This is a genomic window from Rhizobium laguerreae (assembly GCF_002008165.1).
Taxonomy (GTDB): domain Bacteria; phylum Pseudomonadota; class Alphaproteobacteria; order Rhizobiales; family Rhizobiaceae; genus Rhizobium; species Rhizobium laguerreae.
This window is the reverse complement of record NZ_MRDM01000032.1, coordinates 236,824-252,314: the sequence shown is the minus strand read 5'-3', so window position 1 is coordinate 252,314 and position 15,491 is coordinate 236,824. Positions and strand designations below refer to the sequence as shown.

Below are 15,491 nucleotides of genomic sequence, written 5' to 3'. Positions count from 1 at the left end.
AATAGGCTGCCGGTTGTTCTTTAACGAGACGAGGCGGTGCTGCCGTAACGTAATGCGGAAATCGCGCGGCCGTCAGATCGCTCTTGCCGTCGTCATTGGTACGCGCTTGCCGCCGCAGCCCCAGTTCCAGTCACGGGTTTTGCCGGTGTCGAGGTGAACCGAATCCGTGTGGCAGTAGGTGCCGACGCCGCCGCGGTCCGGCAACGAGCGGATATAGGCGGCGATATCCCACTTCGTAACACCGTCGATCTGGATGTCGGCGGCCTCGCAGCTCTTGTGCATCGATTCGTCAGCCCCGCCGACGAGGCGGTTATGCTCTTCGTCACGGTAGCCGGAGGTGACGATAACAGGCCGGCCGAAATGACTTTCGACCATCTTGATCACTTTCAAGAGGTCGGGCTTGAAGCAGCCGACCTCGACCTTGTCGTTCTGGAGATGCAGCCCGTTCGGCGCGATACGCGTCATGCCGGGCAGGGCCGCCTTGTGCAGCAGGCCAGAGAGGCTGCCGAGCAGGTTTTGCTTCGGCGCGCTGTAGAGCGCGTTCATCGTCGAGGTCGGAATGCTGGCCGTCGCCAGCGACGCCGTTTGCACGGGTGCAAGCTGCGTGCTGTTATTCTGCGAGGATTGCTGCGGCAGCACCGGCTCCGCCGGCTGTTGGGGCGCGGGCGGCTGGCTGTAGACGCTGCTTCGCGCCGGTGCTGCACCTTCCACCGGCACATAGGCCTGCGGCTGAATGACGGTGGACGTGCTGTTGTTCTGCGGCGCCGGCTGGTGATCGGAAAAGATGCTCATCGCCTGCGCGTTGATCCGGGTGGACTGCAGGACGAGCCCGCCGATATTGGCAGGCGCCGCCGTTGCCGAACCGGCGAGCGGGACGGCGGCATTTGGATCCTGCGCGACGACCTGAGGCGCGCCCTGGGCGCCGGAAACGTTGACGAGCCGGGGATCGGTATAGACCGAACGTGGGGCAGGGTTTGCAGGCGCTGCCGTGGCCAGCTGCGGTGCTGCGGCCGGCACCGCTGGAACCACCGCCGCCGAATCGAGCGCCTTCTTGTCCGACGCGCAGCCGGACAGTGCCAGCACCGAGGTGGCGATCAGCAAAGCGCCCGTCACGGGCATCCGCATCTGCATGTTACGCAAGCGAAAGTCTCCAGTTGATGCGGAAAATAAGCGAAAAACGCTTCTCTTCCGCTTCGAGTCGCCAGGAGATTGCCTGCGGCGTGGGATCGCGGCAAGCGCCGAGGCGCCGGCCGGACCCGAAATCGAAAAAGCCGCAAGCCTCGCAAAAGCCTTGCGGCGAAAACCCTTACCAGGCGCCGGTATTGCCCATCGAGGCCCAGGGTTCGGCGGCCGGAAGCGGGCTGCCCTTCTGCAGGATTTCGATCGAGATGCCGTCGGGCGAGCGCACGAAGGCCATGTTCCCGTCGCGCGGCGGCCGGTTGATGGTGATGCCGTTGTCCATCAGATTCTGGCAGGTGGCGTAAATATCGTCGACCTCATAAGCGAGGTGGCCGAAATTGCGTCCTCCGCTATAATCTTCCGTGTCCCAATTGTAGGTCAGCTCGAGGCAGGGAGCTTTTTCGCTGCGCGCACGGTCGAGATCGTCGCGAGCAGCCAGGAAAACCAGGGTGAAGCGGCCCTTCTCGTTTTCGTGGCGGCGAATCTCCTCCAGCCCGAACAGCGTGGTGTAAAAGGTAAGTGAGGCGTCGAGGTCTTTGACGCGCACCATTGTATGAAGATAACGCATTCTATTTACTCCTTTATTGGGGCTAGCTTTTTTCGGCGAGCCGAGGTCAGCTTCGGGCAAGTCATCTTTATAAAATGTGCACCTGGGAATAACCGAAAACTAGGACTTGCGCTTATCCGTTACCAAGATGTTAATCTTGATTTCAAGAATCAGTTAACCGTAACAGTGTGACGCGTATTCGAGGGGCTGGCGACAATGGCTGACAGGATTTCATCGAACGAATACTCCGATCTCGACGAGCTATCAGGAGAGGCGGTCGATCTTGTTGAAATCACCGGTGTCGTCAAGTGGTTCGACGTCGCCAAGGGTTTCGGCTTCATCGTGCCCGACAACGGCATGCAGGATGTTCTCCTGCACGTGACCTGCCTGCGCCGCGACGGTTACCAGACGATCCTCGAGGGAACGCGCATCGTCGCCCTCATCCAGCGCCGCGAGCGCGGCTACCAGGCTTTCAAGATCCTCTCGATGGACCAGTCGACCGCGATTCATCCCTCGCAGCTGCCGCCGGTGCGCACCCATGTGCAGGTCACCGCGACGAGCGGCCTCGAGCGTGCGCTGGTCAAGTGGTTCAACCGCACCAAGGGCTTTGGGTTCCTGACCCGCGGCGAGGGCACCGAAGATATCTTCGTGCACATGGAGACGCTGCGCCGCTTCGGCCTGACGGAGCTCCGCCCCGGCCAGGTGGTTCTCGTCCGCTTCGGCGACGGCGAAAAGGGCCTGATGGCCGCAGAGATCCATCCCGACGTTCCGAGCCCGGCAAGCCGGTCGCACTAACATGCGCGGCCTAATCCTAATTGATGCTATCAGAAGCGCCATCCTGGCGCTTTTTTTCATGGTCGCGCTGCCGGCGTTGGCTCAAGAGGAGATGCGGTTCGACAAGGAGCCGCTGCTGATCCAGACCGCTGCGGGCAAGGTGTTGCATTTCACCGTCGAAATCGCCTCGACCCCGGATCAGCGCGCCCACGGCCTGATGTTTCGCAAGACGATGGCCGATGATGCCGGCATGATCTTCGATTTCGACCAGCCGCGGCGCGTCACCATGTGGATGGAAAACACCATCCTGCCGCTCGACATGCTTTTTGCCGACGACACCGGCACGATCCGCCACATCAAGGAAAAGGCAGTGCCCTATTCGCGTGACATCATCGATTCGATGGTTGCGGTGAAATACGTCGTCGAACTCAATGGCGGTATCGTTGCCAAACTCGGAATCAAGCCCGGCGACAGGATCGTCAGCGCCACGACGACGAAGAAGGCGAAGTGACGGCGCGCGACCACAAGCTGCGCTGCGCCTGTCAAGGAATTCGAGAATATCGGGATATTGAATGGTCGGAGTGGAGAGATTCGAACTCCCGACCCTCTGGTCCCAAACCAGATGCGCTACCAGGCTGCGCTACACTCCGTGCCGTGAATGGCAGGGGAGATACACGGTTCACTTCGCCGTCGCAACCCATAAATCCAGCTCTGGCCGAAGATTCCTCGCCGGACCTGTGGATGCAAGACAGAAAAATCTTGATAGGCCGCCAGGCTGCTTGCCGGGCGCACGAGTTCGGTCTGCCTGGCGCAATGGTACGTCAGCACAAGGCTACCTTAGCCGTGGGCGATCAGGCCGATATATTGGGCGTAGCTGATGGCAACGTAGAAGAACGCCGTGATGCTAGCGCCTATGACAATGGCATTGAACTCCGCCGAACGTCTCATCATGAGCTGCAAATCCACTGAAATCGATTGAGCCGTAAACTAGTGCCGAGGGAAGGCAGCGGCAATCAGGTTGTGATCACAAGGTGAGACAAGCGGGAATATTGCGAAATCCGGCCGGCAATCACCGGATTTGAAAGGGAGGCAGTGTCGGCCGTCATGCGAACGGAGTCGGCAGCCGTGTCGCACACCGCCTTTTGTCTTGAAAAAGCGGGGATTCGCGGCTAAGCAAAATTCATCTCTTGGCATTATCCTCAGCGATGATGCCAAGGCCCGAGAACGGGCCGGCAACGGGATTGAGACCATGAAAGGCGGGCGCTGCCCGCATAGTCGGAGACGCTGCAGTCATGTCTGCCAAGATCTATCGTCCAGCCAAGACCGCCATGCAGTCCGGCAAGGCCAAGACCCATCTCTGGGTGCTTGAATACGATCAGGAGTCGGCGCGCAAGATCGATCCGATCATGGGCTATACCTCCTCGGGCGATATGCGCCAGCAGGTGAAGCTCACCTTCGAAACGCAGGAACTCGCCGAAGCCTACGCCCAGCGCAACGGCATCGAATACCGCGTCATCGCACCGAAGGATCCGGTCCGCCAGGTCGTCGCCTATCCGGACAATTTCCGCTATACGCGCACGCAGCCCTGGACGCATTGAGATTTCTGGTCCAGATATGCCGCATCCGGTCGCGCTCGTGAGACGCGGCCGCCGGACGGCCCCTTAGCTCAGCTGGATAGAGCACCTGCCTTCTAAGCAGGTTGTCGCAGGTTCGATTCCTGCAGGGGTCGCCACCATTTCAAGTGTCCGTACCGAAGAGATGGGTAACAGCTGGTTTCGGCCTCTGGTGCGGACTCATGTCTGGTCCAGCGGCCCGAGCGGACATTGTCGCTATTCTCGCCGAAGCAAGTTTGTGAGCTTGTTCATATTTCGTTCCCATGGTGCTACTCTCACCCTCAGTGACCGCAAGAGGCATTTATGGATCAATGGGCCAAGTTCGAGCGACTGAAGGCACTTCACCAGGGAGACAGCGCCTTTGTCATCCCCAACCCATGGGACGCCGGTTCGGCTCGCCTTCTCGCAAGCCTTGGCTTCGAGGCGCTCGCGACCACCAGCGCGGGTTACGCCTTTTCCAAAGGCAAGTTGGATTCATTCGCGAGCCTTGGACGGGATGAGGTTCTTGAGAACGCTGCCGAGATCATCCGTGCTACGGATCTTCCTGTCTCTGCCGACCTTGAAGATGGCTTCGGTGCGTCGCCAGAAACCTGTGCGGAAACCATCCGCTTGGCCTGCGAAACCGGACTTGTCGGCGGATCGATCGAAGACGCAACAGGGAATTCTGCTGCCCCGATCTACGAGCTGTCGCAAGCCGTCGAGCGCATCCATGCTGCAGCAGAGGCTGCACGCGGTCTGCCTTTCCTACTCACGGCGCGGGCGGAGAACTATCTTTGGGAGAGACCCGATCCGGACGATACCATCGAAAGGCTGCAGGCGTTTTCGGCCGCTGGGGCAGATGTACTTTACGCCCCGGCTTGCCTGATATCGAGGCAATCAGAACCGTCTGTGCAGCCGTGGACAAGCCAGTCAACGTGGTCATGGGTTTGAAAGGGCGAAAATACTCTGTTGCCGAACTGTCGAGCGTCGGCGTGCGCCGCGTGAGTGTCGGCGGCTCTTTCGCGCGGGCCGCGCTGGGTGCGTTGATGCGCGCCGCTATGGAGGTCAAAACAGCCGGTACGTTTGAGTATGCCGACGACGCGCTCTCCGCTGCATTCGCCAGCCAACTGATGTCACGGGAGAAGCGCCAGGACAGGCTATGAGTTGGGCAGAACCAAAGTCGAGAAGCAAGCTTTCTTCAAGGGACCGCTGCGGCGGTTAGTTTGTCGTCAGCAGGACGACCCGGACGGAACGTCACGGTGACTTTCTTCGCGCGGATGAAACCATCCAGCCCGTAACAGGGTCGGAGCTCGATTTCGATGTCTTCTGGTCCTTTTGGCAGGGCATAGTAGCTGGCTCGACCGCGATCAGCTGCATAGCGGAGGACGAGACCGTTGATCACGTTCTGACGGCTGAAGCCGTCCAGCTGCAGGTCCATAATATCTTCGAAGGTGAAGGTGACGACTGCGTGCTTGTCGAGGACGCGATAGCCATCTTGATCAACAGCGTCGGTGCCAATCCAGCCGTGAATCTTCAGCTCGCTTATGCCAGTGCGATTGAGAGCGAGACTCAAAATTTCCGCGTCATGAAAGGTCGGCTTTTGGCCGAACCACGCCAGCAGTTCCGGACCTCCGGGCATCTTCTCGTAGGTCATCTCATCTCACACGGCAGATTGGTGATGCCACACGATAGCCATTTCAGATGAATTGGCAATCGGCTCTGAATGCACCGTGTCCGCCGCCTGCTGGGCGGCGGCTTCGTCCCAAATGAGTTGCCGCCGGCTTGCGAGCCTGACACTGCAAGCCGGCGGCGCATTCTATTTAGCGACCTTGAAAAATCTTGATGAGCTTCGGGGTGGGCCGGTGACGTTTGATGTCAACGACGTCGTCATAAGTGGCGCGACCGGAAGCGATCGCTGCGACAAATCGATTGCAGCCAACGCGCGCAGCGTCTTTGTCCGAGGTGTTTGTCAAAAGGCCGAAGTTGCGAGTGGTCCTTCCGTCGAAGCCCCTCACGCATTCTTTGACGGCTTCATTTCTCGCTCTCGAGCTGCCCTGCAGCAATGTGACGAGAGCATCATAGTCCTGACGCGTCGGCGTGCAGGCCGTAAGCAATCCCATGGCAATCAATACTGTTAAGATACCAGCGCGCATTATTATATTATTCCCTTAATGACCCATTGATCGGCGTTCGGTGTTTATTTCGATTCGTGTGACGCGGGAAAGACCATGTGCGAAATTGCGAAGGTCGATCAGAAGGCAGAAATGCCTTGCTTCAAACGCGCTTGAAATGGCGAAGCCAGGAAGATACGCGCGGCTCGAATTCTGCAGTCGTTCCGTTATTCGCCAAAGCTCAGGAACGCGGTGCCCATATCTGTTCGAGCGGCGAATTTGCACTGCTCGAGCGTTTTCCGCAAATTCTTCCCTGGAATCTGCTCGAGCGATCTCAGTGAACGACCGAGAGGTAGCGGATGCCGGCTTCATCAGCCGCTCTCATCAGCGCTTCCCGTGCGGCATTTGGGGGCGTGGTGCCGCGGATGGCGTCGAGGCATGTCCTCACCGCCACGACATATTCCTCGCCGTCATCGCCGGGCCATTGGGAAATGAGCATGGTGGCTGCGTCGCCGAGGGTCCTGACGACGCTGTATTTTTCCTGGCCGCTCATGAGGATCCTCAGTGCGGGAAACTGATGCGATGTGTACCGATTCATGACATTTGGTCCTTGCATCATAAACATATTAGTAACTCTGCAAGAAGTGTTCCAACCAGCGCTGCAGGATGATTATCCTCTATGAATCGGCAAAAGCAGTCGGCAACGCCTCTCCAGGCAGGAAGCCGGGAACTTGTTTTAAACACATTGCCGTCATATTGATTCATCTATCGAAATTGCTTGTCGAGCTTGGTTGCGCCTTGGCGTCCCAGCTGATCTTTCCTTTCAAAATCGATTTCTGCGCCGTCCGGCAGCCGCCGGAGGGTGATTGTCATGCCGGTTGAGGGGGGATCGTCATGAACGCAGGCAATTCTTTGATCGACACAAGCCTCCGCCCACACCCATCGTCGCTGCCTGATATGCCTTCGGTCTTTGACCGCGGATGTCAGCGGCGGCATTCCGGCTGGGTTTTCCAGCCATTGAGGAGAATTTCATGAGCAAGACCAATGCAGAGGCACTGTTGCGCAAAGCGCAGCGCCAGGTTGCCAATACCAGCGGCGGTGGCCATCTCGGCGGCACCAACTTCGGTCAGGGCAATGATGCCAAGACCTCGTCCGGAAGCGGCAATCGCCCGGCGGGCAAGGGTCGGCCGCCAGCTGGCGGCAAACGCTGACTATAAAGCCGCGCGTCTTTTCCGATTTAAGGAACTATGCAGAGGTTGCAGCATCGCGATTGAAGACAGCCCCGCCAAAATGGCGGGGTTTCTGTTTGACAGGCCTCTGAAGGGCGCGGCTCTTCTCAGCGATCCAGGAAATGATCGAAGTAGACCTGGGGGATGGGGTAGGCGTGGACGCCTCTGTCGACGAAGCTGCGCCTATAGAGGCAATTTCTGAGAGCCGCGTTGTAATAAAGGCTTCGCGGGTCCGGCGAGCCTCGTCGCCATGAGCTTGCTTCCGGCACGCAGCGTTGGAGTGCCTTGTCGTATCGAGCCAGGAGGACCGGGTCCGTATCGACCCGAATGCCGCTGTAGGATTGATAGTTTGAAGGAGATTCTGCGGCCGATATACAGCCCAGGCTCAGTGCAACACCAACGACTGCCATCAATCTCATCGGATTTAATTCTCCCCTGATCGATTATCGAAGTATCGAGCCAAACATTATTGGTTCCAGCGCCTGCGGGCAAGGGACGCCTTGTTCCGGCGTCCGCATCTGCCCGAGACGTTGCCCGCATCGCTGCCGCCACAGAATAGCGGCAGCGATGCGTCATCGATCAATCCAGGAGATCGGCCGGGACTTTGCCGCCATTTTCCGAAAGCCGCTTCATCAGGGCCTTGTGCAGCCACATGTTCATTTTTGCGGAATCGTTGGTGTCGCCGGTATAGCCGAGTTCAGCGGCAAGTTCCTTGCGTTCGGTCAGGCTCGCATCCATCCCGACGGCTTTCATCAGGTCTACGATCGAGCGGCGCCAATCGAGTTTCTGACCGCTCTTGTTCGCAGCCGCATCGAGGATCGGGACGATATCGACTGTGGCTGTGCCTGGTGCGGTGGCCGTGGGGACCGGCTTGCTCTGCGGGGCAGGGGCCGCGGGCGCCGGACTGGGGGCTGCCGACGGTGAGGCAGGCGCTGGCGCCGGCTCTGTCTTCGGCGCGCCGGCAGCAACGGGTTCGGCTGCTTTCGCCTCTCCGAAGATTGCATTTTTGATCTTGTCGAAAATACCCATTTTAAACCTCCAGTTCCCTCAGATGAGAACATGCAGAAACATGGACTTCCCGCTTGATATATCCAGGCGGAAAGGGAGTTATTTTTAGCATGTTCAATCGCTGGTGGAAAAGCCAATGCGCGCGACATCTGAGGTCGATCATAGGGAAAAGCTGCCATACGATTATTCGCCGACGGCTGAAGATTGCTGGCGCCATCGGAGGGAATACTTCAGCAGTCCTCCGACTGTTAGCAGACATGCCCGTTTTTGGCACAGTCGGTCGGTCGATTCGGAATTCAATAACCGTGAAACATCATTGCACGCCGCCGAACCGACTTTGCCGCGCCATGCTGTGAAACCTTCGTCATCTCTTCACGTTGCCTTGCCATGGACGTCCTGTAGTTGCAGGCGTCCGATCGATCGAAGGCACGCGCGTTCCTCGATTTTCGACTGCCGGGCAGATCGTTCGGCCCAATGGAAACGGAGGAAAACATGACCCATAACCACAATAGACTCTCCTTTGCAGTCTTCGCATCTACCTGCGCCCTCCTTGCCATGCCGGCAAGCGATGCGCGTGCGATCGATGTCGGTGTGTCGGTGAATGCAGGCAACGCCGTCAGCGCCGATGTCGGGGCTTCGATTGGCGGCGGGAGCGGCATCAGCGCCGATGCCGATGCTTACGTTGGCGGCTCGAGTGGCGTCAATGCCGATGCGACCGCCAATGCCGGCAGTGGCCGGGGCATCGACGCCGATGTCAATGCCAGTGTCGGCGGTGGCAACGGTCTCGACGCAGACGCCCACGCCAGGATCGGTGGCGGGCGTGGCGTCAATGCCGATCTCAACCCACGCATCGGCGGTTCCGATGGAATCGATGCCAACACAACGGCCTCGGTCGGCAGCGGTAATGGCATCGCCAATCTCGCCATAGGCGGGGTAGACGAAGCTGGCGGCGGAGCCACGGCTACGTCTGGCAGCACCCTCAGCCCCTCACAGGCCCGCACTCTGGAGGCCTTCCGGGCGAGGCCTGTCAATGAGCAGCGCAAGATGCTCGTCCGTTGCGCCGACATCTCCGGCTCCGGCGGTGATTCCGGTCTTGCCGGTCTCTGCAGTCTGCTGCAGGCGACAGCCTCCCGCTGAACGTGAAAGACCCGCCGACCGGGAGGCGCGGCGGGTCTTTTCAAAGGACGCTTCGATTTAGTGCAAGATCTGGCTGAGGAACAGCTTGGTGCGTTCGTGCTGCGGATTGTCGAAGAACTCGGCCGGCGAATTCTGTTCGACAATTTGGCCCTGGTCCATGAAGATGACGCGGTTGGCGACCTGGCGGGCAAAGCCCATTTCATGGGTGACGCAGAGCATGGTCATGCCTTCCTCTGCAAGACCTACCATGGTGTCGAGCACTTCCTTGATCATTTCGGGGTCGAGCGCCGAAGTCGGCTCGTCGAACAGCATGATCTTCGGGTTCATGCACAGCGACCGGGCGATCGCCACGCGCTGCTGCTGGCCGCCGGAGAGCTGGCCCGGATATTTGTTGGCCTGCTCCGGGATCTTGACCCGCTTCAGGAAGTGCATGGCCACTTCTTCGGCTTGCTTCTTCGGCATCTTGCGGACCCAAATTGGTGCCAGCGTGCAGTTTTCCAGGATCGTCAGATGCGGGAAGAGGTTGAAGTGCTGGAACACCATGCCGACTTCGCGCCGCACCTCGTCGATCTTTTTCAGATCGTTAGTGAGCTCGGTGCCGTCGACGACGATCTTGCCTTTCTGATGCTCTTCAAGGCGGTTGATGCAGCGGATCATCGTTGACTTGCCCGAACCCGACGGGCCGGCAATGACGATGCGCTCGCCGCGCATGACCTTCAGGTTGATGTCGCGCAGCACGTGGAAATCGCCGTACCACTTGTTCATGTTGACGATCTCGACCGCCACTTCCGTTGCGGAAACGGTGAGCTTTTTCGCTGGAGCTTCAGCCATGACTATTTTCCCTCATTCTTATCGTTGTAGCGTTCTTATCGTTTGTGGCCGGTATCGAGATGGCGTTCCATGAAGCCTGAATAACGCGACATGCCGAAGCAGAACAGCCAGAAGATGAAGCCCGCGAAGATCAGGCCCGTCATTGGCGTGACGGCGCTTGCCCAGTTGGCATCGGAGAAGTTCAGCTTGACGATGCCAAGCAGATCGAACATGCCGATAATGGTGACCAGCGACGTGTCCTTGAAGGTTCCGATGAAAGTGTTCACGATGCTCGGGATCACCAGCTTGATGGCCTGCGGCATGATGATCAACCGGGTCTTCTGCCAGTAGCCGAGGCCAAGCGAATCGGCGCCTTCGAACTGTCCCTTCGGGATCGCCTGAAGGCCGCCGCGGATCACTTCCGCCATATAGGCCGACGTGAAGATCGACACGCCGATCAGCGCCCGAAGCAGTTTGTCCACGTTCCAGCCTGTCGGAAGGAAAAGCGGCAGCATGACACTTGCCATGAACAGAACGGTGATCAGCGGAACGCCTCGAATGACCTCGATGAAGGTAACGCAAAGCATCCGGATGACGGGCATCTTCGAGCGGCGTCCCAGCGCAAGCAGAATGCCGACGGGTAGGGAGACGGCAATACCGACAAAGGACAGGACGAGCGTCACCATCAACCCGCCCCAGAGTGGAGTTTCCACCACTTCGAGGCCGAAGCCGCCGTGAAGAAGCCAGAAGGCGACGATCGGCAGGACGGCGAACAGAAGAATGGCGTTCAGGCCCTTGCGCGGCGCCGACGGGATCAGCATTGGAACCAGCAGCACAATGAACAGGATCCCGACGATCGCCGGCCGCCAACGCTCACCGAGCGGGTAGCGGCCGAAGATAAACTGATCGTACTTGGCGCTGATGAAGGCCCAGCATGCACCGCTCCAGCCGTCAGGCTGGATGCCGCCCTGGAGCGTCGTCGCGCAGAATGTGCGGTCCGGACCGGACCACACGGCCTGGATGAACAACCAGTTGACGAGCTGCGGCACGGCCCATGCGATGAGCGCAAGAGCCAGAATTGTCAGGATCACGTCCTTCGGAGTTGCCAGGAGATTGCGACGTATCCAGGCGACGGCTCCCCTCTCGCCGGGCGGCGGCGGTTCGGCGGCAAGGATGGACGTTCTGACGAAGGGTTTATCAGCAACCGACATCTTATCTCTCCACCAGTGCCATCTTGGCATTGAACCAATTCATGAACAGCGACGTGAGAATGCTCAAACTGAGATAGACGATACCCCAGATGCAGACGATCTCGATCGCTTGACCGCTCTGATTGAGGATCGTGCCACCGACGGCAACGAGATCCGAGAAACCGATCGCGATGGCGAGTGAGGAGTTCTTGGTCAGGTTGAGGTACTGGCTCGTCAGCGGCGGGATGATGATGCGCAGCGCCTGCGGCACCACGACAAGTCTCGTCACGCTCGACGGATGCAGCCCCAGCGCGCCGGCTGCTTCGGATTGTCCCTTTGGAACGCCGCGAATGCCGCCGCGAACGATCTCGGCGATGAACGAGGCGGTATAGAAGGACAGAGCGAGAAACAGCGACATGAATTCGGGGCCGACGACGGAGCCGCCCGTGAGGTTGAATTTTCCGGCAACCGGAACGTCGAAGGTGAGCGGAAAGCCGGAGACAACGAAGACCAGCAATGGCAAGCCGACGATCAGCGCGATCGCCGTCCATACGGTGTGGAACGGCTGGCCGGTTGCGGCTTGGCGTTTGTGGGCCCAGCGCGCGATGATGATGGTGGCGACAATCGCAATCACGAGGGCGATGCCGACCGCTATCATGCCCGTCTCGAAGATTGGCTTCGGGAAGGCTAGTCCTCTGTTGTTGAGGTACATGCTGAACGGCAGACCCACCGACTCGCGCGGCTGCGGCAAGACGGAGAGAACGCCGAGATACCAGAAAAAGATGACGAGCAGCGGCGGAATGTTGCGGAAAACCTCGACATAGACCGTGCAGAGCTTGGCAATCAGCCAATTGCGCGACAGCCGGCCGATCCCGATCAGAAAGCCGATGATGGTCGCCGTGAAGATACCCGTCACCGCCACCAGCAAGGTATTCAGAATACCGACGAGAAGTGCGCGCGCATAAGTCGAGTCACTCGAGAAGCCGATCAGCGACTGGCCGATTTCGAAACCGGCGCGACCGCGAAGAAAGCCGAAACCCGATGCCGTATTGCTGCGGGCAAGGTTCACGGCCGTGTTATGGGCCACCCACCACACAAAGCCCACGAGAACGACAATTGTTAGAACCTGGTAAAATATGCTCCGGTATTTCGGGTCGTACATTGCCGACCGGAAACTCCAGCCGGTGCCATGCAAAGGTGTCCTATCCACAGCCTCATGCGTCATACCGCGCCAATCCCCTTGTGCCCGTTTTCGGGCTTTCTTTTTTAACTTTTGGAAGCGGGAAAGCGGCTCGGCCGCCCTCCCGGTAGTTCATGCCAGTGCTCGATTAACGAACCGGCGGTGCGTACTGGATGCCGCCCTTGTTCCACAGAGCATTCAAGCCGCGTTCGATCTTGAGCGGGCTGCCCTGACCGATGTTGCGCTCAAAGATTTCGCCATAATTGCCGACGCCCTTGATGACGTTGGCGGCCCAGTCATTGGTCAGGCCGAGATCGGTACCGATCTTGGTGTCGGTCTCGCTGCCGAGGAAGCGCTTGATATCCGGGTTCGGCGAGTTCTTCATCTCGTCGACATTTGCCTGGGTGATGCCGAACTCTTCGGCATTGATCAGCGCATAAGCCGTCCAGGAAACGATGTCGAACCACTGATCATCACCCTGACGGACGGCCGGGCCAAGCGGCTCCTTGGAGATGATCTCAGGAAGGATGACGTGTTCGTCGGGATTCTTCAGCGTCAGACGCAACGAATAGAGACCGGATTGGTCGGTCGTGTAAACGTCGCAACGACCGGCGTCGTAGGCCGCGTTGACCTCAGGAAGATTTTCGAAGACGACCGGATTGTACTGCAGATTGTTCGTCTTGAAATAATCGGCAAGGTTCAGTTCGGTGGTGGTACCCGACTGCACGCAGACTGCGGCGCCGGAGAGTTCGAGAGCCGACTTCACGTTCAGGCCCTTGCGCACCATGAAGCCCTGGCCGTCATAATAGGTGACGGGACGGAAGTTGAAGCCGAGTGCGGTGTCGCGATTGATCGTCCAGGTCGTATTGCGCGAGAGGACGTCGATTTCGCCGGACTGCAGAGCGGTGAAACGTTCCTTCGCGTTTGTCGGCGTATACTTGACCTTGGTGGGGTCGCCGAACACGGCCGAAGCGACGGCCTTGCAGAAATCGACGTCGAAGCCGGCCCAATTGCCGGAAGCGTCAGGTGCGGCAAAGCCGGTAAGGCCGGTATTGACGCCGCACTGAACGAAACCCTTTGCCTTGACGTCTGAGAGAGTGGTGGCGGAGGCGGCCGAGGCGCCAACTGCCAAAACTGCTGCGCCGATGGCGGCCGACAGGAGCTTATTTTTCATTTTCCCAACCTTTTCCGTTGTCTTATCTTTTCTTGTGGAGAGTGCGTGCCGACAATCCGTGCCGCCTCCCCATTGTCTCGACACCCTCCCGGCGCGAGTGACCCTATCACAGTCGCAAATGTCACTACGGTCAAGTGTCGCGCCCAATAATTGCGGCGAAATGCAACATTTTGGCAGATAGCGCTGCATTCATGGGCGGTTGACTAGGAAATAGGCGTCCTGTTGCGGAAAAATAACGCGAAAATCGAAATTTCCATCATTTCGGATCGTCGCCTCCAACCGATCCTCAAGGGGTTGACCCGAAACGGTCGGGCGTCCAAAAGTCTGGTTTCGCGACCTTTCGCAAAGGCTATCCCCGACATGAAAGACAAAGACAGCTTGCTGCAGAATGCCGGCATCAATACCCGCCTGACCCATATCGGCAACGACCCCTTCGACTATCACGGCTTCATCAATCCGCCGGTCGTGCACGCCTCGACGGTGTTGTTTCCGAATGCGCGGGCGATGGAGACGCGCACGCAGAAATACACCTACGGAACGCGCGGCACACCGACGACGGATGCGCTCTGCGAGGCGATCGACGCACTTGAAGGCTCGGCCGGAACGATCCTTGTGCCGTCGGGCCTTGCGGCCGTCACCATTCCGTTTCTGGGTTTCGTCGCTGCCGGCGATCATGCGCTGGTGGTCGATTCGGTCTATGGCCCGACGCGCCATTTCTGCGACACGATGCTGAAGCGCCTCGGTGTCGAGGTGGAATATTACGATCCGGAGATCGGCGCCGGCATCGAGACGCTGTTCCGGCCGAACACGAAGCTCGTCCACACCGAGGCTCCCGGCTCCAATACCTTTGAAATGCAGGATATTCCGGCGATCTCGGCGGTTGCGCATCGCCATGGCGCCGTCGTCATGATGGACAATACCTGGGCGACGCCGGTCTATTTCAGGCCGCTCGATTACGGCGTCGACATCTCGATCCACGCATCGACGAAATATCCGTCCGGCCATTCCGACATCCTGCTCGGAACGGTTTCGGCCAATGCCGAGCACTGGGAGCGGCTGAAGGAAGCAAACGGTGTGCTCGGCATCTGCGGCGCACCCGATGATGCCTACCAGATTCTGCGCGGATTGCGCACCATGGGCCTGCGCCTCGAGCGGCATTATGAAAGCGCACTCTCGATCGCGGAATGGCTCGAGGGCAGGGACGACGTCGCCCGCGTGCTGCATCCGGCCCTGCCGAGTTTCCCCTCGCACCATCTCTGGAAGCGCGATTTCAAGGGTGCCAGCGGCATCTTTTCCTTCGTGCTTGCCGCCGATGGTCCCGAAAAGTCCAGAGCAAAGGCGCATGCCTTCCTGGACGCGCTCAGGATTTTCGGTCTCGGCTATTCCTGGGGTGGCTTTGAAAGCCTCGCCTTGCATGCCTATCTCAACGATCGCAAGGTCGCCAAGGCGCCGACGGACGGTCCGGTCATCCGCCTGCAGATCGGCATCGAGGACGTGGCCGACCTGAAGGCCGATATTGAACGGGGTTTTGCGGCGGCAAGCGCGGTCTGATCAGGCACG

17 protein-coding genes, 2 tRNA genes and 1 pseudogene are annotated in these 15,491 nt (G+C 59.1%); 8 read left to right on the top strand and 12 right to left on the bottom strand.

Translation table 11 applies throughout. The features are described 5' to 3' along the window. Positions 1-72: 72 nt before the first annotated feature. Positions 73-1,140, bottom strand: a complete 1,068-nt coding sequence (locus tag BS630_RS35100) for a YcbK family protein (RefSeq protein WP_077981131.1) — start codon at positions 1,138-1,140, stop codon at positions 73-75. A 166-nt stretch (positions 1,141-1,306) separates the two neighbouring features. Further along, entirely contained in the window at positions 1,307-1,747 is a 441-nt protein-coding gene (gloA, locus tag BS630_RS35095) for a lactoylglutathione lyase (RefSeq protein WP_012757288.1), read from the bottom strand. Between the two features lie 195 nt (positions 1,748-1,942). On the opposite strand from gloA, the gene BS630_RS35090 reads away from it, so the two are divergent. Next, positions 1,943-2,521, top strand: a complete 579-nt coding sequence (locus BS630_RS35090) for a cold-shock protein (RefSeq protein ID WP_017960248.1) — start codon at positions 1,943-1,945, stop codon at positions 2,519-2,521. Position 2,522: 1 nt separating this feature from the next. Beyond that, on the top strand, positions 2,523-3,011 hold the full coding sequence (locus tag BS630_RS35085) for a DUF192 domain-containing protein (protein ID WP_017960249.1): 489 nt from the start codon (positions 2,523-2,525) through the stop codon (positions 3,009-3,011). Between the two features lie 62 nt (positions 3,012-3,073). Here BS630_RS35085 and BS630_RS35080 read toward each other — a convergent pair. After that, positions 3,074-3,150: transfer RNA gene (locus BS630_RS35080), tRNA-Pro, on the bottom strand. A gap of 642 nt (positions 3,151-3,792) precedes the next feature. Here BS630_RS35080 and BS630_RS35075 point away from each other — a divergent pair. The 3 genes and pseudogenes from BS630_RS35075 to BS630_RS35065 all read left to right on the top strand — a co-directional run bounded on the left by BS630_RS35075 (position 3,793) and on the right by BS630_RS35065 (position 5,255). Next, positions 3,793-4,098, top strand: a complete 306-nt coding sequence (locus BS630_RS35075) for an ETC complex I subunit (RefSeq protein WP_003539138.1) — start codon at positions 3,793-3,795, stop codon at positions 4,096-4,098. Positions 4,099-4,155: 57 nt separating this feature from the next. Continuing rightward, positions 4,156-4,232, top strand: a tRNA-Arg gene (locus tag BS630_RS35070). 184 nt (positions 4,233-4,416) lie between these two features. Then, positions 4,417-5,255, top strand: a pseudogene (locus BS630_RS35065) (isocitrate lyase/PEP mutase family protein). Positions 5,256-5,290: 35 nt separating this feature from the next. Here BS630_RS35065 and BS630_RS35060 read toward each other — a convergent pair. From BS630_RS35060 to BS630_RS35045, 3 genes are all read right to left on the bottom strand, one after another. Beyond that, a complete protein-coding gene (locus tag BS630_RS35060) occupies positions 5,291-5,746 on the bottom strand; it encodes an Imm50 family immunity protein (RefSeq protein WP_077981130.1) in 456 nt (151 codons plus the stop codon). Between the two features lie 166 nt (positions 5,747-5,912). Beyond that, complete coding sequence (locus BS630_RS35055; RefSeq protein ID WP_077981129.1) at positions 5,913-6,245, bottom strand: hypothetical protein; 333 nt, start codon at positions 6,243-6,245, stop codon at positions 5,913-5,915. Between the two features lie 292 nt (positions 6,246-6,537). Next, the gene (locus tag BS630_RS35045) at positions 6,538-6,828 is read right to left on the bottom strand and encodes a DUF982 domain-containing protein (RefSeq protein ID WP_017960252.1); all 291 of its coding nucleotides are present in this window, start codon (positions 6,826-6,828) and stop codon (positions 6,538-6,540) included. A gap of 406 nt (positions 6,829-7,234) precedes the next feature. Here BS630_RS35045 and BS630_RS35035 point away from each other — a divergent pair, with 406 nt between their 5' ends. Then, entirely contained in the window at positions 7,235-7,414 is a 180-nt protein-coding gene (locus BS630_RS35035; RefSeq protein ID WP_003559012.1) for a hypothetical protein, read from the top strand. Between the two features lie 125 nt (positions 7,415-7,539). Here the strand turns inward: BS630_RS35035 and BS630_RS35030 are convergent, their stop codons facing one another. Next, positions 7,540-7,851 (bottom strand): hypothetical protein, encoded by a 312-nt coding sequence (locus BS630_RS35030; protein ID WP_017960254.1) that lies wholly within the window; start codon positions 7,849-7,851, stop codon positions 7,540-7,542. A 160-nt stretch (positions 7,852-8,011) separates the two neighbouring features. Then, positions 8,012-8,461, bottom strand: a complete 450-nt coding sequence (locus tag BS630_RS35025; RefSeq protein WP_077981127.1) for a DUF3597 domain-containing protein — start codon at positions 8,459-8,461, stop codon at positions 8,012-8,014. Between the two features lie 471 nt (positions 8,462-8,932). Between BS630_RS35025 and BS630_RS35015 the strand changes: the two genes are divergently transcribed. After that, entirely contained in the window at positions 8,933-9,577 is a 645-nt protein-coding gene (locus tag BS630_RS35015; protein WP_077981126.1) for a hypothetical protein, read from the top strand. Positions 9,578-9,634: 57 nt separating this feature from the next. Here the strand turns inward: BS630_RS35015 and BS630_RS35010 are convergent, their stop codons facing one another. The 4 genes from BS630_RS35010 to BS630_RS34995 all read right to left on the bottom strand — a co-directional run bounded on the left by BS630_RS35010 (position 9,635) and on the right by BS630_RS34995 (position 13,931). Further along, on the bottom strand, positions 9,635-10,408 hold the full coding sequence (locus BS630_RS35010) for an amino acid ABC transporter ATP-binding protein (RefSeq protein WP_012757299.1): 774 nt from the start codon (positions 10,406-10,408) through the stop codon (positions 9,635-9,637). Between the two features lie 35 nt (positions 10,409-10,443). Beyond that, a complete protein-coding gene (locus tag BS630_RS35005; RefSeq protein WP_077981125.1) occupies positions 10,444-11,598 on the bottom strand; it encodes an amino acid ABC transporter permease in 1,155 nt (384 codons plus the stop codon). A 1-nt stretch (position 11,599) separates the two neighbouring features. Beyond that, a complete protein-coding gene (locus tag BS630_RS35000; RefSeq protein WP_077981124.1) occupies positions 11,600-12,802 on the bottom strand; it encodes an amino acid ABC transporter permease in 1,203 nt (400 codons plus the stop codon). Between the two features lie 103 nt (positions 12,803-12,905). Beyond that, positions 12,906-13,931: an amino acid ABC transporter substrate-binding protein gene (locus BS630_RS34995; protein WP_017960259.1), complete on the bottom strand. Its 1,026-nt coding sequence runs from the start codon at positions 13,929-13,931 to the stop codon at positions 12,906-12,908. Between the two features lie 360 nt (positions 13,932-14,291). Between BS630_RS34995 and BS630_RS34990 the strand changes: the two genes are divergently transcribed. Then, positions 14,292-15,482 (top strand): cystathionine beta-lyase, encoded by a 1,191-nt coding sequence (locus BS630_RS34990; RefSeq protein ID WP_077981278.1) that lies wholly within the window; start codon positions 14,292-14,294, stop codon positions 15,480-15,482. Positions 15,483-15,491: the final 9 nt, after the last annotated feature.